The sequence below is a fragment of the Phaeodactylibacter xiamenensis genome (assembly GCF_000759025.1).
Taxonomy (GTDB): Bacteria; Bacteroidota; Bacteroidia; order Chitinophagales; family Saprospiraceae; genus Phaeodactylibacter; species Phaeodactylibacter xiamenensis.
Genome location: NZ_JPOS01000019.1, coordinates 34,112 through 57,891, shown reverse-complemented (window position 1 = coordinate 57,891; position 23,780 = coordinate 34,112). Strand labels below are relative to the sequence as shown.

Below are 23,780 nucleotides of genomic sequence, written 5' to 3'. Positions count from 1 at the left end.
TATCACCCCGGATTGCCAAAGGTTAAACGTCATAGGTGATTTCCACTTCATCAGAAGTAGGGTGCGCCTGACAAGTCAGGATAAAGCCATCCGCCACTTCCTCATCATCCAGTGCGAAACAAGCATCCATTTCAACGGAGCCTTTCAGTACTTTCGCCATACAGGTAGAGCAGGCGCCGGAGGTACAGGAATAGGGGGGGTCGAGCTTTTCAGCCAGCAAGGTATCAAGGATGGTCTTGCCGGATGTTACGGTCACTTCCATTTGCGAGCCATCGAGATGTACCTTGACCTTTGCACCATCCACGCCAGCAGCCTTGGTGCCATCAGCAGCAGGCTGTCCGGTGGTAAAGCGCTCCGTATGAATGGACTTGCTTTCAATGCCCTGCCCGAGGAGTGCTCCTTCGACGGTGTCGATCATATCGCCAGGGCCACAGATGAAGTATTCAGCAGTTTGGCTGCGCTTTTTATGCTTGCTGAGGAACCACTGCACCTGAGCAGGGTCTATACGGCCGGTACGGCCTTCCCAGGCCACTTTGCTCTTTTTGAGAAAGCCCAGTGCGCCTCCCGCCTTTTCCCGTTTGGGCTGGCTCAGAATGTGCTCTACGAATAGCTGCCCCTCGTACTTGCGCTGCAATCCATCCAGGGCGTCCCTGAAGATAATGGTCTCTTCGCTGCGGTTGCCATATAGCAGGTAGACGGTGCTCTGAGGTTCCTCCTCCAATATCGTTTTGAGAATGGACATCAATGGAGTGATGCCGCTACCGGCACCAAAGAGGTAATAATCCTTGCGCTGATCGGCATCCAGTTCGGTGTAGAACCGCCCATCTGCAGGCATTACAGAGATTTTGTCTCCAGCCTTGATCTGCTGATTGATGTGGGTGGACACCTTACCATTTTCCACCCGCTTTACCGTCACCGCAAGGTCCTGCTCCACGGGGCTGCTGCACATAGAATAGGAGCGGCGCTCTTCCTGCCCGTTGATGTCGAAGCGGAGGGTCAGGTACTGCCCCTGCTTATACTTGAAAGCAGACTGCAGGTCTTCAGGCACTTCAAAAACAAGGGTCACGGCATCCTCTGTTTCGGGGCGCACTTCCCGTACCGGCAGCTCATAAAATTGCTTGCTCATATCTCTATATTTCATTTTGCGGGGCAAAAATAGGCTAAAATTGCCGCTTTGCCCAAGCCTTAGTTCGAAAGTAAGACTCAGGTAACGCCATAAATGCGCTGCGGTTCAATCCCTCAATTGAAACCGGCTTGACGAACCGGATAAGTATGCTTAACTTCGCGGCGCTTTACCAAACACACTATCAAGCAGTTAACATGGCCACACCACGCAGCGTCGCATTTTATACCCTGGGCTGTAAGCTCAACTACTCGGAGACCTCCTCTATCGGCCGTTTGTTCGAGGAGGCAGGCTATTCGGAAGTGGGCTTTAAAGACGGCGCTGACATCTACGTGATCAACACCTGCTCCGTGACCGACTTTGCAGATAAAAAATGCCGGCAGATTGTACGCCGGGCGCTGAAGTACTCCCCGGAAGCGAAAGTGGTGGTGGTCGGCTGTTATGCACAGCTTAAGCCGGAAGAAATTTCCGAAATCGAAGGCGTGGACCTGGTCCTCGGCGCTGCGGAGAAGTTCCGTATCCTGGACTATGTGGAGGAGCTGAGCAAAGCACCTGGCAAGGGTATGGTACGCGCCGGTGAAGTCAAGGAAGCCAATGAATTTGTCAACGCTTTCTCTTTTGGTGACCGCACCCGGTCTTTCCTCAAAGTGCAGGATGGGTGCGATTACAAATGTACCTTTTGCACCATACCGCTGGCACGGGGGCGCAGCCGCAGCGATACGGTTGAAAGTGTTGTCGCCAATGCCCACCGCATCGCAGAAATGGGCGTAAAGGAGATTGTACTCACCGGCGTCAACATCGGCGACTTTGGCAATGGAACGGAGGTGATTGAGGGCGTAAGGCCCAAGAAGGAGGCAATGTTCATCGATCTCATACGCGAGCTCGATAAAGTGGAAGGCATCGACCGTTTCCGCATTTCCTCCATTGAGCCCAATTTGTGCACCGATGAAGTCATTGAGTTTGTCGCTCAGTCCGACCGCTTTGTCCCCCACTTCCACATGCCGTTGCAGTCGGGCAACAACAAGCAGCTCCGCGAGATGCGCCGCCGCTACAAGCGCGAACTGTACGCCGACCGCGTGGCTACAATCAAAGCCCTCATGCCACACTGCTGTATTGGGGTAGACGTGATCGTGGGCTTCCCCGGTGAGACAGAAGAGGACTTCCTGGAAACCTACCGCTTCCTGAACGAGCTTGATATTTCCTACCTGCATGTGTTCACCTATAGCGAGCGGCCTAACACGCCAGCCTATGAGCGCACCGATCATGTGGATATGGAAGAACGCCGCCGCCGCAACAAAATGCTCACCATCCTGAGCGATAAAAAGCGCCGGTACTTCTATGAGCAGTTTACCGGCACCGACCGTACAGTGCTCTTTGAGCAAAGCAAGGAAACCGGGCTGATGTCCGGCTTTACCGACAACTATGTGCGCGTCAGCCTGCCTCTACAGGAGGAACTGCTGAATACCATGGCACCTGTACATCTGCACCATATCAATGAGGAAGGCGCGGTGGAAGCCACACTGTCAGCAGCAACGGTAGCAAATTAAGCGGCAAAGCCCTACCTTTGGGCTGCACCAACTCCGTAGCGGATGTACCCCGACTTGTCTTATCTGTTCCACGATCTCTTCGGCACCCCGGCTGATAACTGGCTATCCATTTTTAAAACCTTTGGATTGCTGCTTGTCCTGGCGATCATCTCTGCCGCCTTCATCCTTTATCACGAGCTGAAGCGCAAGGCAAAGGAAGGTCTGTTTGAGCCCCAAAAGGAAAAAATTGAGCTTGGCAAGCCCCCCACCAATACGGAAATTGCCTCCAACGGCATTTGGGGCTTCATCCTGGGCTTTAAGGGCATCTATGCCTATCAGAATTTTGCTGCCCTCAAGGCAGACGCGGCAGAGGTGCTGCTCTCGACAGCAGGTAGCTGGACCGGCGGACTGTTGCTCGGCATTGCATTTGCCGCCTACCGCTACTGGAATGGCAACCGCAAAGCCCTGCCCAAGCCTAAGCAGGCCATCCGGCATATTTACCCCCACGACCGGATCAGCGAAATCACCATTATTGCGGCGGTCTCCGGAGTTGTGGGCGCTAAAGTGTTTGCGGTGATTGAAGATATTCCGGCCCTGCTGGCCGACCCCGTGGGCACCTTGCTGTCCGGTGGCGGGCTGGCAATCTACGGAGGGCTGATTTTTGGCTTCCTCTTTGTCGCCTTGTACCTGAGGCGAAAGAATATTCCCATAGTGCATGTTTTAGATGCAGTGGCACCGGCCCTGATCATTGCCTACGGTGTAGGCCGGCTGGGCTGCCACTTCTCCGGCGATGGCGACTGGGGTATTGTAAATGCCGCGGCGCAGCCAGAATGGTGGTTCCTGCCCGACTGGCTGTGGGCCTACGACTATCCGCACAATGTACTGAGGCGGGGCATACCTATTGAAGGCTGCGACATGATCTACTGTACCCGACTCGATCCACCGGTCTATCCTACCCCTGTGTATGAATCCCTGATGGCATTCACCATAGGCGCTATACTATTCGGGCTGCGGGGTATCACCCGGGGCTATCCGGGCATGCTCTTTTTCATCTACCTGTTGTTCAATGGCATGGAGCGCTTTTTCATTGAAAAAGTGCGGATCAATGAGGTGTATTCCTTTTTGGGCACGGGGCTGACGCAGGCTCAGTTTATTGCAGTGACTTTATTCCTGATCGGGCTGGGGGGCACGGTATGGATTTGGCGAAAGCATCAAAAGAGCTGAGCCAGGTTTTCATAGACTATTGCTGCGGTGCGGTCCCAGCTGTACTGCCGGCGTTGCAGCCTGCCTTTCTCCACCAGGGATGCCCGTAGCGATGCATTCCCATCTAACGCTATTAAAGCCCGGGCTAGCGCCGTGGTATTCCCGGGGTCAATTAGCAATGCCGCCTGACCGGCGACCTCCGGCATAGAGGAGACATTGGACGTGATGACGGGTATGTCTGCTTCCATCGCTTCCAGCAGCGGCAACCCGAAGCCCTCAAACAGGGAGGGATAGACAAAGCCTTTGGCAGCGCCCATTAATGCCGGTAAATCTTTATCGGGTACAAAGCCCAATAAGTCAATATCTTCCTGAAATGCGGAAGCTTCATAGGCCGACTTCACCGGGCCGGACTGCCAGGCAAAACGGCCGGCAATCAGCAATCGGGCCGGGCTTTGCGTTTGGGCTTTAAAATCAGAAAATGCAGTGATTAACCGGTGCACATTTTTGCGGGGGTGGATGGCGCCTACGTAAAGATAGTAGGGCTTTCCGGCGCTCCATTTGTTCCGGGCCGCTTCCCGCGCTGCTGCGGTGAGCGGGCGGAAACCTTCCCGGCAGGCATTCCCGCAGATCGCGATTTTGGATTCCGGAATACCGTACCGTTGCTGCATATCTTGTGCCGTGTAGCCGGATACGGACAGTAAGCGCTGAGCATGCGCACAGAACTTTGGGGTAAAATGCCGGTAGTACCGGCCCACAAGCCCCGGCGTGTGCTCCGTGAAATGCTCAAAGGCAAGATCATGGACCGTCAGCAGGGCAGGCACCTCAGACCGAAGCGACAGGTAGCCATCCGGAGAAAAAAAAACGTCCGCCCGGTGCTTGCGCAAAGCATAAGGCACGGCCCATTCAAACCAAAGGTACCAAAGCAAAGGGTGGCGGGCAGGAGGCGGCAGTACGACACCCCGGGCTTGACCGCCAAAAGTGAAGGCAGGGTCGAAGGGACGATCGAAGAAAAAGAGGTAATCATGCTCCGGATGGTCGCGCAACAGCCGGCGCACCACTTCGTAGGTGTACCGCCCAATGCCCTCGATGCGGCCCGGCAGCAGAAAACGGGTATTGATGGCTACTCTCATATTCAGCAGCCAAAGATAGGAAACCTCTTGCTATAGCCGGGCACCAAAGTACTGTTCCACGGCAGTGGACAGGTGCGTTTTTTTACTGTTGGCCACACTGATCTCCGTACCGCACTCCATAACGACAAACCCTCCCTTGCCGCGCACGTAGCGGTCTATGCGCTCGATATTGACGGTGAAAGAACGGTGGACCCTGACAAACTGCGGATACTGTGACAGCATCCCCTGAACATGGCTCAGGGTTTTGCAAATCAATTCCTGCGACCCGTCCGCAAACCGGATCATCGTATAATTGCCTTCTGCGCGGAGGTATAGAATGCTGGCTACCGGTCGGAAGAGGTAGCCTTCAAGTGTAGGCAGGGCTATTTTTGCCCGGCGCAGATTAAAGGCTGTAGTGGGTGCTATTGGGCGCAGGTTATTAAACTTGGGTATTAAGCTTACCATTTTCATAGACCGTTGAATTAAGGAACCGGGCGTGCTTTACCATGCTCCTGTGTGTGGAAATGTATAACCTCAAATTAGGCGAAGGTGGGCTGTTGCGCAATACACATTCGATTTATTGTCAGGCTTCAGAATTTAAAATACCTTTGGGCAGGAGGCAGCCAAAATGGCTTTGCAGGAGTTATATAGCCCCAGTATATTGCAAAAGGACAAGAACTATGCCCAAGACCCCATCCAATAAGCTTTTTAACCTGATCAAGTCCATGTCGGGCTCTGAAAAGCGGTACTTCAAGGTTTTTGTTGGCAGCCATGCGAATAAGGACAGTAAATACCTGCGCCTTTTCGACGCCATTGAAGCACAGGAGGAATTTGATGACGAAGTACTAAAAAATGAGGTATACCAGGGCAAGCCGGTACAAAGCCGGAAATACTCCGAGCTGAAAGGGTACCTCTATGACCTTTGTCTTAAGAGCTTGCAGGGCTACGACGAAAAGACTTCTGTAGACTATAAACTGCGCCACTACCTTCAGAGCATGCAAGTCCTTTTCCGCCGTTCCCATTTTTCAGATTGCCAGGACCTGCTCAGTAAAGCCCGAAAACTGGCTTACAAGTACGAACGCTTCACAGTACTTATTGATATGCTGGGCTGGGAGAAGCAGCTGGCTTACGCCAAATCCGATATAGACTATCTGGATGAAGCCCTGGACCGCATTGAAACCGAAGAGCAGCATTTGCAGCAGCAGCTCACCAGTATCTCGGCCTACCGCAACTTGTTTTTCCGACTGCTCGTCAGCCTGCGGAAGGATGCCTCTCTGACGGGCCCGGAGTTCCGCAAGCGACTGGCTGATATTGTGGATACGCCACTTTTGCAACAGCCGCCGGAAAGCGATGCCCATCAGGCGCAGATTTACTACTACCGCACGCTCAGTATCTATCAGCTGGCAACAGGCGACTTGCTCGCCTTTAAATCCAGTAGCGAGCAGCTCATTGAGCTGATGGAGTCCAAACCGCATTTTCTCAATGAAGATGTGTCGGAGTATATTTCCGCGCTTAGCAACCTCATCATGGGCTGTGGCCGGGTGGGTGATTATGAGGCATTAGAGGTTTACCTTGAAAAGCTCCGGCAGGTCAAGCCGCTGAGCCAGGACGATGAGCTGAAAATCCACCGGCAGTATTACCAAAACAAATTCTCGCTGTGTATTGCCAAAGGCGACTTTAAAGAGGGGCTCTCTGCTCTGCAGACCCACCTCAGAGAGCGTAGCCATTTTGATAATGACTTGTTCGAGACCAATACCTTCTACTACTATTACTTCCATATCTCCTTTGGTGCGGAAGCCTACGATGACGCGCTTTCCTACCTCAACGACTGGCTCAACCTGAGTACTACTGTTGAGCGGCAGGAATTACAGGGCACCGCCCGTATCCTCAACCTCATCGTGCATTTTGAGCTCGGTAATTACGTGCTGCTGGATTCCCTGATCCGGAGTACCTACCGCTACCTGAAGAAGCGGGAACAACTGCATGATGTGGAACGGGAGATCATTAGTTTCATCAGGAAAGCAGCCGGATCGCCATCAAAACATGAACTCAAGGTCGCTTATGAAAGTCTCAAAGGAGCATTTGAGCAATTGCCACAAACCGAGAGAGCCAAAAGCTTTTTTGTGCGTGCTTTTGACATGATGGCCTGGCTGGAAGGAAAGCTGGAAGGAAAATCTTACGGCGAAATGATCAGACGGAAGTTTAAGGAACGCAGCCGTTAGCAGCTGTGCTCCTTACTCCGCTCGGAGGCTGAATGGATGCCCGTTTATCCGCCAATTTGGCTGAAGGCGGTATTCCTGCCTTTTTCTGACTCATGATCCTGCCCCATAAGGCCTCTGACATCTACGGTTTCCCAAATGAAAGTACCCTGGAATCCGGCACCGGTGGGGCTGTATTTATGCCCTCCCTTAGCTTTCAGGCAGGCCTTCTCAGACAGGCGGGCAGATTCGAATTTGTCGATTTTGTGTTGACGTTTTTTCATGATTTCCCTGTTTTATATGGACAAAAGATATGATGTTGTCTTTGAAGTCTTTTCTGTCCAAGATAAATATAAGGCTTTAAATACCTCGCCTTCAAACCAAAAATCGCAAAAAGTCAGCATCCTAACACTAGTTTTCAAGTGTCATCCGGGTAAATATCTTTGACCGCTGCCCATACCAAAGCCGGTTCATACCCCTTGTCGATTACAAATCGCGCTACTTTATTCCGGAAGCCCCAAAGGTTGTCTGCTTCCGTTCGGTCCCCCTTTTTCACAATCAGGCCTCTGAGCGTCTCCCGATAGGCTGGCTCCTCAATTTCTGCCATGCCCTTGCGGATACAATAATCCGAGATATCCCGGCGGCGCAATTCCTGTTTGATACGGACCCGCCCCCACTGCTTCATTCGGAATTTACCCCTGACATAGCTGCAGGCAAAGCGCTCCTCGTTCAGAAAGTTCTCTTCAATAAGCGCCACGATGATCTCCTCCTGCCAGTCCGGGTATACGTTCATATCCCGAAGTTGCTGACGCACTTCCTGATGGCAGCGGTCCTGATAAGCACAATAGCGCTGCAATTTTTGTAAAGCCTCCTCCTTGGAATACCATTTCGGCATATTTTTCACATTGCTTTTGGTACTGCCATTTTACTTATATGTGTAACTTTCTGATGAAAATCCGTCTGAAAAACAACACAACCAAAACAAAACTACAATCAACATGGAACAATTACTAGATTTTGAAGCACTAGGCACGCTGGTGACTACTTATTTGCCCAAAGTTGCGGGTGCCATCCTGACTTTGGTTATTGGCTTTTGGATTATAGGAAAAATCACCGATGTTCTCAAGCGGAGCATGGAAAAGCGGGGCTTTGACCCAACCATCCGCCCCTTTCTGACTTCGCTGGTCAGCGTGGGCCTGAAGGTACTCCTGCTCCTTAGTGTTGCCAGCATGTTTGGCATCGAAACCACTTCTTTTGTCGCCCTGTTTGGTGCCCTCGCCTTTGCAATTGGCATGGCATTGCAAGGCAGCCTGGGCCACTTTGCCAGTGGGGTGCTGCTTTTGATTTTCAAACCGTACAAGGTTGGAGACCTGGTTGAAATTGGTGGCGGACAAACCGGCACAGTAGTGGGTATTCAGGTCTTCAACACCGTTTTGCAAACCCTGGATAACAAGCGCATCATCATACCCAACAGTGTAGTGACCAGCAATGTAATCACTAATATTTCAGGGCAGGGAGAAATGGGTGTGGATATGACCTTCGGCATTAGTTATGGAGACGACATCGACAAAGCCCGGGAGGCGATCAAGCGTGTCTCAGATGCCTGCCCATATGTTTTGGGTACACCCGAAACCCTCATCAAGGTCTCTTCGCTGGGCGATAGCTCTGTGAACTTCCTGGTACGCCCCTGGATCAAGAGCGAGCACTACTGGGACACCTATTTTTACATGCAGGAAAATGTAAAGAAGGAGTTTGACCGTTCCGGCGTCAGCATTCCATTTCCTCAGATGGATGTGCACCTGGACAAGTAGTGCAATACGGGCCGAATTCGTGTAAGCGAGTGCTGCCGAACAAGATGCGGCTGAGAACCGTTCTGATGTTTTCAGCCGTATCTTATTGAAAAAACTAATTTTTTGCCTATTCTTTAGCGCGAACCAACACTATTAACAATCCAAAACTTAAATCAAATCATGGATTTGAACGAAATTCTGGAACAGATTCAAGGCTTCATTGCACAGTACGCTATGCAGGTTATCGGGGCTATTCTCACACTCATCATTGGCTTTTGGGTCATTGGCAGGATCACTAAGCTGGTCAAAAAAGCAATGGACCGCCATATCGAAGAAGAGTCCGTACGCGATTTCCTGGGTTCATTGGTGGGCATAGGCCTAAAGGTACTTTTGCTGCTTAGCGTTGCTTCCATGTTTGGCATTGAAGTCACGTCCTTTGTCGCTATTTTCAGCGCCATGGCATTTGCCATTGGCCTTGCGCTTCAGGGCAACCTCGCCAACTTCGCCAGCGGAGTGCTTATACTGGTTTTCAAGTTTTTCAAGGTAGGCGACTTTGTGGAAGTCAATGGCCATGCCGGCACGGTAACCGATATTTTCATCTTCCATACGGTGCTCGTTGCATTGGACAACCGGCTGATTATTGTGCCCAACGGGCAGATTACCAGCAATGCGATTCAGAACTATACCGCTCAGGGCATGCGCCGGCACGACCTCACTGTAGGTATTGGTTACGATGATGATATTGATAAGGCTAAGGCACTCATTGAGGAAATCGTGAAAGGCCTGCCTAGTGTGGACCTTGATGCCGGCTACGATATCTTTGTCAAAGAGCTGGCCGACAGCTCTGTGAACTTCGCCGTACGCTTCATGGCTAAGAATGAGCATTTCTGGCCAGCCTATAAGGTCTTCTTTGAGCGCATCAAAAAAGAGTTTGACGCCAACGACATCGGCATACCATACCCACAAATGGATGTACATTTAGACAAAGGGGAGTAACTGGCAGCACAAAATCAGGGTAGTCGCAGCGCCGCAACTACCCTGATTAAAAAAATGCTTGCCTCCCAGCTACAGAATATGTATTTTTGCGCTGCGTGTACAAAAACTGCAGGTCCCATAGCTCAGCTGGTTAGAGCAACTGACTCATAATCAGTAGGTCCTTGGTTCGAGCCCAAGTGGGACCACAAGAGGGGGCAGCAATTTGCTGCTCCCTTTTATTTAACGCTCTCTGCTACACACGTATGTCTATTTCTTTGCAGCCAAAACCATCAGCTTTCCTTCAACATACGAGCCACCGCATCAAAAGCAGACGCACAGGCGCCATGCACCGTCGCCTGATGGTCAATGGATAGCGCTTCGCCCGCGAAGAACAGGCGGTCAGCCACCGGTTCCTGAATAGCCTCGACTACCCGCCACTGCCTGTCTTCAAAATCATAGGAGTAGGCTCCCTGAATGTAAGGCTCTGCTGACCAGTTCTGAATAACGTGCTGTACATAACTGGCTGAGGCCTGACCTTCAAATATCTCATCGAGCTCTGCCAGGAACTGTTCTATGATAGCAGCATCCGTACCGAGTTGGGTGTAGGCTGTTGCTTTTTCATTGATGGCAAAGAGCCCGAGGATATGGCGGGACGATTCTTTTCCAAAGGCGGCGTTGTACACGAATTTCTCCTCTTCCCGGAACGCTTTCAGTATGGGGCCGAAGGAAAGCATATCGGGGTAAAAGCGGTCTTGAAATTCTACAAAAATTTTAATCCCATCGCCAACGCTCACCTGCCCGATCGCGTCAGTCTTGGCCTTTGGCAGCATCGGCACAAAAGCAATATGCTCACTTTGTAATATTTTAAGGGGTACGGTGAGCAGCACTTTATCGGCTTCCAATACCTGCCCGGTCTCTGTTTTGAGCTGTACTTTACCCATGGAGTAGTCGACTTCCACAACCGGAGTATTGAGGGTGATGCGGTCTTCAATACCAGGCACGATATACTCCTCAAAAAATCCAAACCAGGTAGTATGCTTAAATTTCCATTCAGAATACAACTTGCTGATGTAGTTATGGTCCCGGAGCCGGCCGTTATTCCAGGTTTGGGTGGTTTGCGGGTTGTAGACGATGATGTCGATGTCCGCATTAATATCAGGGCTGCTGAGTATATCCGACAGGATAGCAGGGTGGGTATGAATCCATTCTGCGCCAAGGTCGATAGGAAAATCAGCAAAGTCTGTTGTTTTTTTCATCCTCCCGCCCCAAACCGGAGCCGCTTCAATGATCTCAAAATCAACATCGTACCGCTGGAGAAGGTGCCCGGCAGCCAGGCCGGCAGCGCCTGCACCAACAATAATGACTTTGCCTTCGAAGGCTCCGTGCAGGTCGGGGAGGTCTAAATCGTAGCGGTTGCAGGATTCAAGTAAAAGCGAGGAAAAGAAAGGCAGCCCAATACCTGCTTTGAGGGCTTTTTCGATAAATGCTTTACGGGTCATAGGTTATGGTTTTGAATGCATGCTAATTGCCAGGCCTGCAGCTGCACTGAAGAAAGCCTGTTTGCCGTTATCGCCTCCCAGCTGCTGTCCGTAACTTGCACGAAGATAACCGCCCAATCTCTTCCGGGGAGCTACCCCTATACCCAGGCTGATGCGTGGTATAATGTACAAGCTGCCTTCCTTTTGGTAATCGATGGTGCCGCTGGCGAGGTTTAGAGTGCCTTCCTGCTTACTAAGTGTGTAGGCCAGGCTGCTACCAATGGAAGAAGAAGCATAAAAGTATTGCCCCGGCCGGCAGCGGCGGTACTCAACCTCCGGGTGCAAAAACACTGCATCAGAAACATTGGGTTGGGCAAAATAGCCTGCCTGTGCCCGCCACCACCATTGATGTGCCCCAATTTGCTGCTTTAGTACATCCGTATAAGCAACGCTGCCGCCTATTTGGACCCCAAAAGGCGCAAAGTAACCAATGTGGAGTTCAGGTGGCTGCTCTTGTGCCTGTAACGTAGTGCCTGCCAGAATCATCAATAGTAAAAAGTACCTCGCTTGCATAAAATCCGGATATTAGACGGTAGCCTGGAAGACGTTTAAAGTGCCTCCGAATTTACTCCGCCAGACCAACGCCAGACCTTCAGCTCCCCCGATTCACAACGGTGTCCAACTGCCCGTTTGGATGGATCAAGATCTGCCGCTCCAGCAAGAACGCATAAAATTCGTCAATCTTATCGGTTCTGATGTATACCTGCCCGTAATTTTCTTTGGGGTCCATGCTGATTACCCGTCCCCGACAACGACTAGCGCACCACCACCTCATCCACAAAAAACCAGGCGGGATACCCCACCCCGTAGTGCCAGGAGGGGCAAACCTTTACGCCTTCTATCTCTACCCTGATGTAGCGGGCGGAAACGGGCGCCGGCTGCTCTGACTTTACGCCCACAAACTTGACTTCCCGGGACCGGTCTTCAGGCAATATCTCTTTGCCAAATGCCTCATAGGCGGCCCCATCTTCTGAGACGGTATAGGTGACACTTTTTGGCAATAAAATCCAGGCTCCGAGCTGATGCAGGAAGTCAGTTTCCACGGACTGTACCGGTTGCACCTCACCCAGGTCTACAATAAAGCTGCCATCCCTGCCTTCCCAGCCGATCCAGCTATCGCCAAAGGTCGTCCCGCCGTAGAGCTCATCGGTTAGGGCTTCGGCGGCACCTTCCAGGTACCCGGGAGAGGGTGGCGCTTCCCAGATAACTTTTGCACCTGCTGCAAGGTTGCCCTCCGGTTTCCGCAGGTAGCGCTCCCGGTAAAGTCGGCAGTAGTCACCCGGGGCGTTATTACGCTCGTTTAAGGTCTTTACCCCGTAACGGGCGGTGCGGGCGGCAAAGGTATCGAGCATAACGTTCAGGCGGACTGGGTCACGTTCAGGCATCGTGCGGGCAATCTCGAGCTCAGCGTACTGCAGCGGCAGGCGGGAACGCCTCACCCTGCGTAACAATTCAGGGTGATCTTCAACTGCCCGTTCTGCCTGGTCAAAAAGTTTATTATAACGGGAGCGGAGGCGGGGACGCAACATACCATCTTTATGCGAAACCGGCGTGTCATAAATCCAGAGCGGAATCTCATTAGACAGCAGCGCCGCCTCCAGCATCTTCTGATATTGGTACAAATGAGGCGCGGCCGCCCCGTAATAGCCTTTCATAAATTCCAGCATCAGGCTATCCGCATTTTGATAGGGGTTCCAGAGCAGGCGTGAGAGCATGTAGGCCCGCAGCTCCGAAAAGTCTTCTCCCCGCTTGCCCCCAACCTGCGCAAAGTGCATGCGGACATTGTGCTGGTGAAATAGCTCCATGTTGGGCTGCAATACGTGAAAATTGGGAAAGGGAGCTACCAAATTATCAAAATTGATCCCGTAGTCCCAGACGAAAATATTATCGGAAATCTCCGCCCAGCCTTTAAGGGCTTTCACAAAATCCTGCCCTGTGGCATTATCGGTCAGTGGCACTTCCCTCTTGGCATCTATGCTGCACAGCATGATGTTGACATTCGAACGGGGCTTGAGGTACCTGGGCGGATGCATGCTATAAAGGTAGGCCAGCGTGGAAATGGTCTTGTCGGGGAATCGGTCCGCCAGCTGATTGACAAAGTGGATGAGCGTACCGCTTGGGCTGCCCTCCCGCTCGTCTATCGCTGCACAATTATCACAGGTACAATAGGTGAAGTTACCGTCGTTCTGGCTTACAGAAATGATATCGTGCTCCGGATGGGCTTCGAAAATCGAGTCCAGCTGATGCGTTACGCGATCCAATACCTCGCTGTTGGTCAGGCACCACTGACTAGCCTTGCCGGGCTGCCGTTTGCCCTTGATCAGGGAGTAGAACTCGGGGTGGCTTTCGCCAAACTGATCCGATGGCAAGAGCCGGTCAAAGGTGTGTACCCACAGATTGCCGGCGAAGGCTTCGCCCGGTGCTTCCAGACGGAACCAGTATTTGTAAACAGGGTCTTCCAGCCCGTAGCTGAAGGTCTGACGGTAAGTAAAGGCAGGGTGGTCCTCCAGGCTCATCGCTGGCAGATGGATATCCGCCTGTCGGGATAAGGTGTAGGTCTCTTTCGCATAGTAGTCCATCCCCAGGTAATCGTCCAGCAGGGTGACTGCCGCGTATATGCTTCCGTTGCCACCGCCGCTGAGCAGACGCAGGTAGCCGTCTCTGGTATGGATCAAAAAGCCATCGTCCACCAGGCTGTCCATCACAGCGGGCGGATTGCTCCAGCTATCCAACTGGAATGCGCCAATCAACACATCACCGGGGCGGGCTCCTAAAGCATCTCGAAAGTCCTGAACGGGCAGTTCTGCCCCACTCATCTCACCAACAAACCGTTGCAACAGTGCCGCAGCCAGAGAGTCGACGGCAATGGTTTGATCAATAACGATACGGCCCTTCGGCTGTCCATGCTTCACCAATTGCACCTGTGCCCCGCTCAAAGCAGGGAAGAGGCACAGCCCAACCCACCAAAAACGAATTATCCTGTCCATAACAGCCATTTAAACCTTTACTTGATCAAAGAATAAACTTACAATTTTTCGCTCAAAAGCAGGCTTATCCTATCTTGCCACCCTAAAATCAATCAACCTGTGAAGACCATAGCTGTTATCTGCGGGGGGCAATCCCCGGAACACGAAATATCTGTCCGTTCCGCAAAAAATATATTGGCTGCAATCCGCCGGGACCGTTTTCAAGTTGTGCTTATTGGGATTGACAGAGCAGGGCGGTGGCGGCTGCAGGAAGAAGGCAGCCTGGGGCGCTTTGTTGGAGAAACCGGGCCTGAGCTGGCCATTATCCCAGGTAAAAGCACCGGGCAGTTCCTGCGTTTGGATACGCATCAGACCCTTTTGCCTCAGCCTGATGCTGCTTTTATGATCGTGCACGGGCCTACAGGTGAAGATGGGGTACTACAGGGCTTGCTCCGCACCATCGACCTCCCGTTTGTAGGACCGGACGTACTCGGCTCTGCTGTATCGATGGACAAAGATGTGGCGAAACGGCTACTCCGGCAGGCAGGTATTAAAGTGGCACAGGATATTGTCATCCGCAAAGGGTATGCCCGGCAGTGGACCTACGAACAAGTCACCAACAAGCTGGGCAGCCCGGTTTTTGTTAAGCCCGCCAATATGGGGTCTTCCGTAGGCGTGCACAAAGTGAGCCGGGCGGAGCAGTTTAATGCCGCGGTGGCAGATGCGTTACTTTACGACCAAAAAGTCCTGATTGAAGAAATGATTAAGGGCAGGGAGGTCGAATGCGCAGTTCTTGGCAACGAAACCCCTGAAGCTACCGAGGTTGGCGAAATCGTCACTCCCGAAGAATATTCCTTTGATGCCAAATATGAAGATCCCGACACGGCAAAACTGCTGATCCCCACGGAAGTCAGACCGGAAGAGCTGCCGCGCCTTCAAGCCATTGCATTGAGCGCTTTTAAGGCCTTGGAATGTGAAGTGATGGCGCGCGTAGATATGTTCCTGACGCCCGAAGGGGACATTTACGTCAATGAAGTCAACACGCTGCCTGGGTTTACGGATATCAGCATGTACCCTCAGCTGTGGGAAGCGGCGGGGCTTAGCTACTCAGATCTGATAGAGCGATTGCTGGCGTTTGCCCAGCAACGGTATCAAAGGCGTAAAGCCCTGAAAACAGACTTCCGGCCTTAGCCATCCACCACCGCAATGCATTTCAGTTCGATAGCAATAGGCGTTGGCAGGCTGTCTATGCCCACTGTAGTACGGCAGGGCTGATGGTCTTTGAAGTACTCGGCGTATACCCGGTTGTAGGTGTGAAAATCCCGCTTCATGTCCGTGAGAAAAACCGTTACATCCACGAGGTCTTCCCACTTAGCGCCGCTGTCTTCCAACACCCGCCGGACATTCTGAAATACAGAATGGCACTGCGCTTCAAAATCAAACCGGGTATAGTTACCGCTTGTGGAGCGCTCCAACCCCGGCACACCATCTGTCTTCGGGTCCCTGGGGCCTATCCCTGACAGAAACAGCAGATTACCAGCCCGCCGTGCGTGCGGATAGAGCCCTACCGGCTTGGGCGCACTGCCTGCATCAAATTTTTCGGAAGCCATGCTTTGTGTATTTGGAAAAACAGCCCGGCCTTGCCGTGAAGCGGACCGGGCTGTCTGCGTTTTTATTATTTCTTTGCTTCGTCCCTCAGTTCGCGCCTCAGGATTTTGCCTACGTTGGTTTTCGGCAACTCTTTGCGGAACACCACCTGTTTAGGTACTTTATAACCTGTCAGCTCACCCCGGCAGTATTCGATCAGTTCTTTTTCCTTAAGGCTATTGTCTTTACGGACGACAAAAACCTTGACCACTTCGCCAGATTTCTCATCCGGCACGCCCACTGCGGCACATTCCAGAACTTTAGGGTGAGAAGCCACCACTTCTTCCACTTCATTCGGATATACATTGAAGCCTGATACCAGGATCATATCCTTTTGGCGGTCTACGATCTGCATGAATCCATCCTCATCGAGCATTGCGATGTCCCCGGTGCACAGCCATCCGTCCACAAGTGTTTTATTGGTTTCATCTGGCCGGTTGTAGTAGCCTTTCATGACCTGTGGCCCCTTAACCTGCAACTCACCAGGCTGATTATAGCCCAGCACATTGCCCTGCTGATCCACGATGCGGACATCAGTAGAAGACACTGGCAAGCCAATGGTCCCGATCCGACCGGTGTTATCGAGTGGGTTCACACTTACTACCGGTGAGGATTCGGTCATGCCATAGCCCTCGGAGAGCTGGCAGCCGGTCACCTTTTGCCAGGCCTCTGCCACGGAGCGCTGCACCGCCATTCCACCACCAACGGTAACCTTGAGGCTGCTGAAATCTACGGAGCTAAAATCTTTATGGTTGATCAGCGCATTAAAGAGCGTATTTACCCCTGTAACGAGCGTGACAGGATAGTCCTTCATGGCTTTGATGACAGAAGGAAGGTCTCTGGCGTTTGTCACGAGCACATTAGTGGTACCAATACTCATTAGAGCCAGGCAATTAACCGAAAAGGCAAAGATGTGGTACATCGGCAGCGGATTGAGCGCCACCTCCTCTCCCTCTTTCAGGAATGGCATCATCCAGGCACGAATCTGCTGCATGTTGGCAATGAGGTTGCGGTTGGTCAGCATTGCCCCCTTAGCCACGCCAGTCGTTCCCCCGGTATACTGCAGCAGGATCACATCATCGGCATTACCATTATGTGCTTTGAGGGTAAACCGTTTGCCTTGCTTTAGCGCATCCGAAAAACTAACGGTGTTCGGAATATGGAAGGCCGGCACCATTTTTTTGATGTTACGGACTACGAAATTGACGATGTGCTTTTTAGGGAAGCCCAGCATCTCTCCAATGCTCGTAGTGATAACCGTAGTGATGTTGGTATCGCCGATGATTTTCTCCAGGTTAGAGGCAAAGTTTTCGGCAATTACAATCGCCTTCGCTCCCGAATCCGTAAACTGATGCCGCATTTCTCTGGGAGTATAAAGCGGATTGGTATTGACAACGATCAGCCCCGCCCGAAGTGCACCAAAAAGCGCGATAGGGTACTGCAGAAGATTGGGCATCATGAGGGCGATTTTATCCCCCGGTTCCAAACCCCGGGAATGCAGATAGGCGCCAAATGCTTTGGAGTGTTTGTCAATATCTGCGAAAGACAATTCTTTGCCCATGCAGGAAAACGCTACCCGGCGACTAAACTTCTTAAAGGTATCTTCAAACATATCCACCAATGTGGAATATTCATCAGGATTGATATTGGCAGGAACACCGCTGGGGTAATTCTTCAGCCACGGCCTTTGGTCACTCATAATCTTTTGTACTCTGGTTTTTTACGTTTTGGTTATGCTAGTGGATTGAGCCGTAAATATTTGACAGTTAAAGACCAGGCACTACATAAGGCTTGAGCATGAAAGTACTATCAAATAATTCGGTCTAGTCGCACTAGTTGCTGTACTTCAGGAGTGCCTAAAATAAGCAATTTGTACGCACTTTTCAGACAATGGCTCATTTATGATGGGCAACTCCCTTTCAGGACAAATAAAGCCTGCGTTTGTTCCCTTCCCAAACTACCTTGCATAAGTTCTTAACTTACAAGGCTTTTTATTTTCATTTCCTGATAAATTACAGTACCTTTGCCCCGCTTTATGGGGATGGTGAAACTTTAAAAGACTTAACCGCCCCATTATTCATCCTATTTTTTAACTAAAAAGCATTCTTTCAATGCTAGACGACAAAGATCTCGAAAAAGAAGAAGGGCAAGAACAAACGCCCGCTGAGCAGCCTGAGGAGACCACTCCCGCTGCAAAAAAAGAAGAAGAAAAGCAGGAAGAAACAGCCCCTGCTGCTGAAGAAGAGTCAGCCGAAACAGAAGAAGCTACAGAAGATGAAGTTGTTCCTGTAGCCGAAGCTGATGATGATGAAGCGGAGGACGAGAGCGACGAAGACGAAGACGAAGACGAAGATGAGGAGGAGGAAGAAGAAGATGAGGAAGAGCCCGTTATTGCAGAAACTGCACATGACGACTTCGACTGGTCTGCTGACCGCCGTTCCGGTCTTGCTTATACTGAGGCGGAGCGCAAAGAGCTGACGAGCCAGTATGAGGAAACGCTGACCTCCGTACTGGAAAACGAAATCGTTAAAGGTAAGATAACCGCTATCAGCGATGGTGATGTGGTACTGGACATCGGCTTCAAGTCGGATGGTCTCGTTCCTACCTCTGAGTTCCGCGATACGCCAGATCTCGCCCCTGGCGACCAAATCGACGTGTACGTAGAACAGCAGGAGGACGCCCGCGGACAGCTGGTCCTTTCCCGCCGCAAAGCAAAACTGCTGCGCGCCTGGGAAAATATCGTCGATTCCTACGAGAATGGTACTGTCATCAAAGGCACTGTTATCAGCAAAACTAAAGGTGGTCTCATTGTAGACTGCAGTGGGCTGGAAACCTTCCTTCCTGGTTCTCAAATTGACATCAAGCCAATCATCGATTACGATTCATACGTTGGCAAGACCATGGAATTCAAAGTGGTCAAGATCAACGAGCAGATCAAAAATGCTGTGGTTTCTCACAAAGCACTCATCGAGAGCGATCTCGCAGAGCAGCGTGAAGCCATCATTGCCAGCCTCGAAAAAGGTCAGGTACTCGAAGGCCTCGTGAAGAACATCACAGACTTCGGTGCGTTCCTCGACCTGGGTGGCGTAGACGGTCTGCTGTACATCACTGATATTTCCTGGGGCCGTATCAGCCACCCAAGTGAGGTGCTGTCGCTCAACCAGAAAATCAACGTGGTGGTGCTCGACTTTGACGAGAACAAGAAACGGATTTCTCTGGGTCTGAAGCAGTTGCAGCCGCATCCGTGGGAGGTCCTATCAGCAGAAATCGATGAAAATTCTGTTGTCAAAGGTAAGATCGTCAATATCGAAGACTACGGTGCATTCCTTGAGATTCAGCCCGGTGTAGAGGGACTGATCCACGTATCTGAGGTGAGCTGGAGCAATCAGCCAATCAACGCACGGGAGTACTTCAAGCTCAATCAGGAGTACGATGCAAAGATTGTAACCATTGACCGGGATGACCGCAAGATGTCTCTTTCTATCAAGCAATTGTCTAAGGATCCATGGAGCGAGATTGAAAACAATTTCCCCGAGGGCAGCCGCCACACTGGTGAAGTGAAAAATCTCACCCCTTATGGCGTATTCGTTGAGCTTGAAGAGGGCATCGGTGGTATGATCCATATTTCTGATCTGTCCTGGACCAAGCGATTCTCTCACCCATCTGAGTTTACGAAAGTGGGCGAGAACATCGACATCATGATCCTCGAAATCGACAAGGACAACCGTAAACTCTCACTCGGCCACAAACAGCTGGAAGAGAACCCATGGGATACTTTCGAAAATGTATTCCCGGTAGGCTCTTACCACGAGGGAACGATTGTTCGCCGCGACGACCGGGGCGCTATTGTTCAGATGCCATACGGACTGGAAGCTTTCGCGCCGATCAAGCACATCCGTAAAGAAGACGGTCAGCTTGCAGAGGTAGACGAAACCCTGACGGTAAAAGTAATCGAGTTCAACCGTGATGACAAGCGTATCCTCGTTTCTCACATGCGCTACCTTGATGACATCCGCCGCGAAGCGAAGGATGAGGTGCGCAAAGAAAAGCAGGAAGAGCGCAAGCAGACCCGGCAGGCGGTCAAGAAGCAGCAGTCTACTGTTGAGAAATCCACACTGGGTGACCTCGACGTGTTCAGCCAGCTGAAAGATCAGCTTGAGGACAACGATACTGACAATAATAGCGACGATGACAAGTAGGTAAAGCGCGTCATTTAACGCTGAAGCAGATAAAGACCTGCAACCCTTTGGGTTGTGGGTCTTTTTTTTATTGCAAAAATTTGTATTTTCAATTGTTTGCGTTTCACAGTCAATTGAACGTTAATACAAAATGCGAAAACTTCTAAATCTCTGGTAATATGAGAGTTAAAGGCAAGAAGTCATTTGTAATTGCTCTAGCGGCATTTCTATCCACACTAGAGCTATTTGCTCAAAACGAAGTAAATCAATTAGCATCAATCTATCCGATTCACACGAAACTTGCTAAAGATAAAATATACGACTATGGCTTAGACATAAAAAGATGTTACGAAGAAGGCAATAACCCTTTAGCGCTACTAGATCATATCGAAAAGTTTTTCCTGCCTCAACTAGATGATTTATCCAAAAATCACCCGACAAAACTTTCTTATACTTTAAGATGGGTCAATACAAGCCTCACTGATTTTAAAACCCAAGCTAAGGCTATCCAAACAGGCGAGCTATTTATTTCACTTTCTCAAAAGTACCCAAATGACTACTCAAAAGAGGATCAGATCCAGGTAATAATTAACTTAGCAAACTTATACCTTAAAAATTCGAATATTGACAAAAGTTTATACTATACAAACCTTTCTCTTCACTTATTAAGCAATTCCAAGCTTGATGATTATGAATCCCAAATGGGCAAAGCATTCTGCTTACTATCAAAAATAAACTTTGCACGGCGTAAAATTGAAGATGCCAAGAAAAACATAGATAAGGCTGGAGAGTACTGCAACGCCCCACATAAGGAATGCTATCTAAGCTATACTCTTGAAAAAGCTAAATATTATGAAAGAATAGGAGAACGAAAGTCCGCAATCAAATTGGTTCAAGGTCTTCAAGAGATAATTCGAAAAAACCCGAACAGATATCCATTATCTGATAAAGCGACTGTTAAAATCCGTCTTGGCAATATTTATTATTATGACGGTCAGCTAAAAGAGGCTATTAACTCATACGAGGAAGCCCTGCAGATTATTGAACAGCATCCTTTCCCTGGCGACTCTACCTATATTTTGACAAATATTGCCACATCATATTCTTGGCTAGGTCAATATGAAAAGTCAAAGCTATATCTAGATAAAATTTTGAGGGCATTGAAATTCTATTCCAATGGTCCTTTCCCATATGACAACGTCAAGCAAGCTGACAGACTAATATCAACTTTCTACTTCCTAGCCCAAAACGAGCAATACCACTATGCCGATGGCGGCACCCTTGACAACCTTCGCGCCTCCTATGACTATCAGGAGCAGTATCTTGATCTGCTTGAATACATGAGCAAAAACCTCAGCCCGACCTCAGCCCGGTACTTTATCGACCGGTTTTACTACATGTATGAAGAGGCTATTTATGTGCGCTACAAATTGTATGAAGAGACCCAGGACGCTGAATACCTTGAGGATGCCTTCAGGGTAGCCGGGCGCGGCAAAGCTATACATGTGCGGGAGGCAGCTCAGAACGCTGCCACCGAACAAATCTTCCCGGCGCGCCTTCTGCAACGTCGGTATGATTTGCGGAAGCGCTATGTCTCCCTGGAGAACCGGCTTTATGAACAACAGGAGGCCGGAAATGCTTCCTCCGCCCTTGCAGACTCCTCCCTACAGGCCAAAAACGAATACCTGAGGTTTTTGGATAGCCTGGAGCAGGCCTTTCCAACCATGCAGCAAATGTGGGACATACCAGAACCACCTGAGCCTAAACTTGTGCAAAAGCAGCTCAGGGAGGACAACCGGGCGATGGTACAGTACTTCATTGGCTACCAGTATGTCTTTTTGTTTTTACTGGACGGAGAGGATATCGTGCTCTACAACACGAAAATCCCCGAGGGGCTTTCCGGGCAGGTTAGCAAGATGCGGGATGCCTTGTACGAATGGGCTCTGCACCCTTCTGATGATTTGGTGGAGCAATATACAAGCAGCGCGCACTGGCTGTATAAAAAGCTGTTGCAGCCTGTAGACAGCCTGCTTCCGCAACGGTTATTGATTGTTCCGGACAATTGTGTGGCTTATATCCCATTTGATGTCCTACTGCGGGAGAAGCCTGTACCGGAAACCCCTTTTCAGGATTACCCCTACCTTATCCAGGACCATCAGATCAGTTATGCGTACTCTCCGTATGACTTTACCAAAAAGCCGCAGGGCAAACGGCACAAACGGGCAGCCGTTCTGGGGTTTGCGCCTTCCTTCAGGGACAGCCCGGCTATCCCTGAAACCGTGGCGAACCGGAGAGGCGAATTTGGCCCTTTACTGGCCAACCAAGATGAAGTCCGCCAAATATCCGATTTTTTTTTAGTCCGAAAATTTGAAGGAGAAGCTGCGACCAGAGAGGCTTTTCTGGAGAATGCAAGCTATTATAAGGCCCTTCATTTAGCTACGCACGCCAAAGCCAATGACAAAAAGGGCGATTACTCTTACCTCTGTTTCACAGAAGTATCTGATGATACCACTACGAGCAACCGCCTGTATGCCAGTGAGCTCTACCTTATGAACCTTTCCGCTGACATGGTCGTCCTGAGTGCCTGTGAGACCGGGCTGGGAGAGCTATCAAAGGGCGAAGGAGTGATTAGCCTTTCTCAGGCTTTCTCAAAGGCCGGTGCCAGGAGCCTTATCACCACCCTTTGGCGCGTGAGCGATCAGGCCTCCGCTACCCTGATGAATAGTTTCTACAAACATCTCCACTCCGGAAAAACCAAGGATGCAGCCCTGCGCAACGCTAAACTGGATTACCTGCATGAGGCAACAGGCAGAGGGGCCCACCCTTTTTTCTGGGCTGGCTATGTCGCTCAGGGAGATATGGCACCACTTCAGCTTTCTTCAGGATATTTTATATGGTGGATATGCCTGTTTCTATTGGTGCTATTCGTAATTTTGGGCGGTTTAATCAGATCGAAAAGACATAAAGCCCATGCAAAGAATTAATGTAGAAATCAAAGCCCGTTCCCAAAATCCGGCAGAGATACACGCGCTGCTCGCTGCTCAACAAGCAGAGTTTCTTGGTACCGACAAACAAAAGGATACCTATTTCAAAGTCGACAAAGGCCGCCTGAAACTTCGGCAGGGCAATATTGAAAATGCATTGATCCACTATTTTCGCGACAATCAGGCCGGCCCTAAACGGTCGGATATCTCTATGTACAAAACAGAAGGCGGAGTGGAACTAAAAGAAGTGTTGCAAAATGCACTGCCTATACTCGCAGTAGTTACCAAACGCCGGTCTATTTACTTTATCGAAAATGTAAAATTCCACGTGGATGAGGTGGAAAATCTGGGCTCCTTTGTAGAGATTGAAGCAATTGACAGGGACGGCGACATCGGAGAGGAAAAACTCCGGGAGCAATGCCAGTATTACCTGGACCTCTTCAAAATAAAGTCTGAAGACCTCATTGAAGTATCCTACAGTGATATGATGATCGCACAGCAATAATGTCCAAGTGGCACCTGTGTGTGATGCGTAATAAGAAA

General features: G+C 50.5%; 19 protein-coding genes, 1 tRNA gene and 1 pseudogene. 11 read left to right on the top strand and 10 right to left on the bottom strand.

The features are described 5' to 3' along the window. Positions 1-22 precede the first annotated feature (22 nt). Positions 23-1,126: a ferredoxin--NADP reductase gene (locus tag IX84_RS08755; protein WP_044218934.1), complete on the bottom strand. Its 1,104-nt coding sequence runs from the start codon at positions 1,124-1,126 to the stop codon at positions 23-25. 194 nt (positions 1,127-1,320) lie between these two features. On the opposite strand from IX84_RS08755, the gene mtaB reads away from it, so the two are divergent. Next, the gene (gene mtaB / locus IX84_RS08750) at positions 1,321-2,670 is read left to right on the top strand and encodes a tRNA (N(6)-L-threonylcarbamoyladenosine(37)-C(2))-methylthiotransferase MtaB (protein WP_044218932.1); all 1,350 of its coding nucleotides are present in this window, start codon (positions 1,321-1,323) and stop codon (positions 2,668-2,670) included. Between the two features lie 42 nt (positions 2,671-2,712). Next, complete coding sequence (locus IX84_RS08745; RefSeq protein ID WP_044218930.1) at positions 2,713-3,873, top strand: prolipoprotein diacylglyceryl transferase; 1,161 nt, start codon at positions 2,713-2,715, stop codon at positions 3,871-3,873. On the opposite strand, the gene IX84_RS08740 is transcribed toward IX84_RS08745, so the two are convergent. Continuing rightward, complete coding sequence (locus IX84_RS08740; protein WP_044218927.1) at positions 3,861-4,982, bottom strand: glycosyltransferase family 4 protein; 1,122 nt, start codon at positions 4,980-4,982, stop codon at positions 3,861-3,863. The genes IX84_RS08745 and IX84_RS08740 overlap by 13 nt on opposite strands. Positions 4,983-5,012: 30 nt before the next feature. Next, positions 5,013-5,432, bottom strand: coding sequence for a LytR/AlgR family response regulator transcription factor (locus IX84_RS08735; protein ID WP_052515885.1), 420 nt, complete (start codon positions 5,430-5,432; stop codon positions 5,013-5,015). Positions 5,433-5,641: 209 nt separating this feature from the next. Here IX84_RS08735 and IX84_RS08730 point away from each other — a divergent pair, with 209 nt between their 5' ends. Continuing rightward, positions 5,642-7,183: a hypothetical protein gene (locus IX84_RS08730; RefSeq protein WP_044218925.1), complete on the top strand. Its 1,542-nt coding sequence runs from the start codon at positions 5,642-5,644 to the stop codon at positions 7,181-7,183. 44 nt (positions 7,184-7,227) lie between these two features. Here the strand turns inward: IX84_RS08730 and IX84_RS08725 are convergent, their stop codons facing one another. Together IX84_RS08725 and IX84_RS08720 are read right to left on the bottom strand one after the other, a co-directional pair. Next, on the bottom strand, positions 7,228-7,443 hold the full coding sequence (locus IX84_RS08725; protein ID WP_044218924.1) for a hypothetical protein: 216 nt from the start codon (positions 7,441-7,443) through the stop codon (positions 7,228-7,230). A 134-nt stretch (positions 7,444-7,577) separates the two neighbouring features. Further along, positions 7,578-8,054, bottom strand: a complete 477-nt coding sequence (locus tag IX84_RS08720) for a regulatory protein RecX (RefSeq protein ID WP_052515884.1) — start codon at positions 8,052-8,054, stop codon at positions 7,578-7,580. A 103-nt stretch (positions 8,055-8,157) separates the two neighbouring features. On the opposite strand from IX84_RS08720, the gene IX84_RS08715 reads away from it, so the two are divergent. The 3 genes from IX84_RS08715 to IX84_RS08705 all read left to right on the top strand — a co-directional run bounded on the left by IX84_RS08715 (position 8,158) and on the right by IX84_RS08705 (position 10,130). After that, complete coding sequence (locus tag IX84_RS08715) at positions 8,158-8,970, top strand: mechanosensitive ion channel family protein (protein WP_044218919.1); 813 nt, start codon at positions 8,158-8,160, stop codon at positions 8,968-8,970. 159 nt (positions 8,971-9,129) lie between these two features. After that, positions 9,130-9,945 (top strand): mechanosensitive ion channel family protein, encoded by an 816-nt coding sequence (locus tag IX84_RS08710; protein WP_044218917.1) that lies wholly within the window; start codon positions 9,130-9,132, stop codon positions 9,943-9,945. Between the two features lie 111 nt (positions 9,946-10,056). Beyond that, a tRNA-Ile gene (locus IX84_RS08705) sits at positions 10,057-10,130 on the top strand. An 84-nt stretch (positions 10,131-10,214) separates the two neighbouring features. On the opposite strand, the gene IX84_RS08700 is transcribed toward IX84_RS08705, so the two are convergent. The 3 genes from IX84_RS08700 to IX84_RS08690 all read right to left on the bottom strand — a co-directional run bounded on the left by IX84_RS08700 (position 10,215) and on the right by IX84_RS08690 (position 14,449). Next, the gene (locus IX84_RS08700) at positions 10,215-11,423 is read right to left on the bottom strand and encodes a flavin monoamine oxidase family protein (RefSeq protein WP_052515883.1); all 1,209 of its coding nucleotides are present in this window, start codon (positions 11,421-11,423) and stop codon (positions 10,215-10,217) included. 3 nt (positions 11,424-11,426) lie between these two features. Further along, positions 11,427-11,975: a hypothetical protein gene (locus tag IX84_RS08695; protein ID WP_044218913.1), complete on the bottom strand. Its 549-nt coding sequence runs from the start codon at positions 11,973-11,975 to the stop codon at positions 11,427-11,429. A 242-nt stretch (positions 11,976-12,217) separates the two neighbouring features. Then, complete coding sequence (locus IX84_RS08690) at positions 12,218-14,449, bottom strand: DUF4838 domain-containing protein (RefSeq protein ID WP_152604971.1); 2,232 nt, start codon at positions 14,447-14,449, stop codon at positions 12,218-12,220. Positions 14,450-14,548: 99 nt separating this feature from the next. Here IX84_RS08690 and IX84_RS08685 point away from each other — a divergent pair, with 99 nt between their 5' ends. After that, entirely contained in the window at positions 14,549-15,619 is a 1,071-nt protein-coding gene (locus IX84_RS08685) for a D-alanine--D-alanine ligase family protein (RefSeq protein WP_044218907.1), read from the top strand. Here the strand turns inward: IX84_RS08685 and IX84_RS08680 are convergent. Both IX84_RS08680 and IX84_RS08675 read right to left on the bottom strand, forming a co-directional pair. Then, complete coding sequence (locus tag IX84_RS08680) at positions 15,616-16,038, bottom strand: RidA family protein (protein WP_044218904.1); 423 nt, start codon at positions 16,036-16,038, stop codon at positions 15,616-15,618. The genes IX84_RS08685 and IX84_RS08680 overlap by 4 nt on opposite strands. Before the next feature lie 65 nt (positions 16,039-16,103). Beyond that, positions 16,104-17,774: an AMP-binding protein gene (locus tag IX84_RS08675; protein WP_044218901.1), complete on the bottom strand. Its 1,671-nt coding sequence runs from the start codon at positions 17,772-17,774 to the stop codon at positions 16,104-16,106. A gap of 412 nt (positions 17,775-18,186) precedes the next feature. On the opposite strand from IX84_RS08675, the gene rpsA reads away from it, so the two are divergent. The 4 genes and pseudogenes from rpsA to IX84_RS08660 all read left to right on the top strand — a co-directional run bounded on the left by rpsA (position 18,187) and on the right by IX84_RS08660 (position 23,742). Further along, entirely contained in the window at positions 18,187-20,274 is a 2,088-nt protein-coding gene (gene rpsA / locus IX84_RS08670; protein ID WP_044218900.1) for a 30S ribosomal protein S1, read from the top strand. A gap of 158 nt (positions 20,275-20,432) precedes the next feature. Beyond that, a pseudogene (locus IX84_RS34505) lies at positions 20,433-21,290 on the top strand (tetratricopeptide repeat protein); the annotation flags it as partial. A 123-nt stretch (positions 21,291-21,413) separates the two neighbouring features. Continuing rightward, the gene (locus IX84_RS08665) at positions 21,414-23,237 is read left to right on the top strand and encodes a CHAT domain-containing protein (RefSeq protein WP_238578252.1); all 1,824 of its coding nucleotides are present in this window, start codon (positions 21,414-21,416) and stop codon (positions 23,235-23,237) included. Then, entirely contained in the window at positions 23,224-23,742 is a 519-nt protein-coding gene (locus IX84_RS08660; protein WP_044218895.1) for a class IV adenylate cyclase, read from the top strand. The genes IX84_RS08665 and IX84_RS08660 overlap by 14 nt, the downstream gene beginning before the upstream one ends. Positions 23,743-23,780 lie beyond the last annotated feature (38 nt).

Bases quoted from the DNA above. Each gene is read 5' to 3' on its own strand.
- IX84_RS08755 (WP_044218934.1), bottom strand. From the start codon at position 1,126: ATGAGCAAGCAATTTTATGAGCTGCCGGTACGGGAAGTGCGCCCCGAA.
- mtaB (WP_044218932.1), top strand. From the start codon at position 1,321: ATGGCCACACCACGCAGCGTCGCATTTTATACCCTGGGCTGTAAGCTC.
- IX84_RS08745 (WP_044218930.1), top strand. From the start codon at position 2,713: ATGTACCCCGACTTGTCTTATCTGTTCCACGATCTCTTCGGCACCCCG.
- IX84_RS08740 (WP_044218927.1), bottom strand. From the start codon at position 4,982: ATGAGAGTAGCCATCAATACCCGTTTTCTGCTGCCGGGCCGCATCGAG.
- IX84_RS08735 (WP_052515885.1), bottom strand. From the start codon at position 5,432: ATGAAAATGGTAAGCTTAATACCCAAGTTTAATAACCTGCGCCCAATA.
- IX84_RS08730 (WP_044218925.1), top strand. From the start codon at position 5,642: ATGCCCAAGACCCCATCCAATAAGCTTTTTAACCTGATCAAGTCCATG.
- IX84_RS08725 (WP_044218924.1), bottom strand. From the start codon at position 7,443: ATGAAAAAACGTCAACACAAAATCGACAAATTCGAATCTGCCCGCCTG.
- IX84_RS08720 (WP_052515884.1), bottom strand. From the start codon at position 8,054: ATGCCGAAATGGTATTCCAAGGAGGAGGCTTTACAAAAATTGCAGCGC.
- IX84_RS08715 (WP_044218919.1), top strand. From the start codon at position 8,158: ATGGAACAATTACTAGATTTTGAAGCACTAGGCACGCTGGTGACTACT.
- IX84_RS08710 (WP_044218917.1), top strand. From the start codon at position 9,130: ATGGATTTGAACGAAATTCTGGAACAGATTCAAGGCTTCATTGCACAG.
- IX84_RS08700 (WP_052515883.1), bottom strand. From the start codon at position 11,423: ATGACCCGTAAAGCATTTATCGAAAAAGCCCTCAAAGCAGGTATTGGG.
- IX84_RS08695 (WP_044218913.1), bottom strand. From the start codon at position 11,975: ATGCAAGCGAGGTACTTTTTACTATTGATGATTCTGGCAGGCACTACG.
- IX84_RS08690 (WP_152604971.1), bottom strand. From the start codon at position 14,449: ATGGACAGGATAATTCGTTTTTGGTGGGTTGGGCTGTGCCTCTTCCCT.
- IX84_RS08680 (WP_044218904.1), bottom strand. From the start codon at position 16,038: ATGGCTTCCGAAAAATTTGATGCAGGCAGTGCGCCCAAGCCGGTAGGG.
- IX84_RS08675 (WP_044218901.1), bottom strand. From the start codon at position 17,774: ATGAGTGACCAAAGGCCGTGGCTGAAGAATTACCCCAGCGGTGTTCCT.
- rpsA (WP_044218900.1), top strand. From the start codon at position 18,187: ATGCTAGACGACAAAGATCTCGAAAAAGAAGAAGGGCAAGAACAAACG.
- IX84_RS08660 (WP_044218895.1), top strand. From the start codon at position 23,224: ATGCAAAGAATTAATGTAGAAATCAAAGCCCGTTCCCAAAATCCGGCA.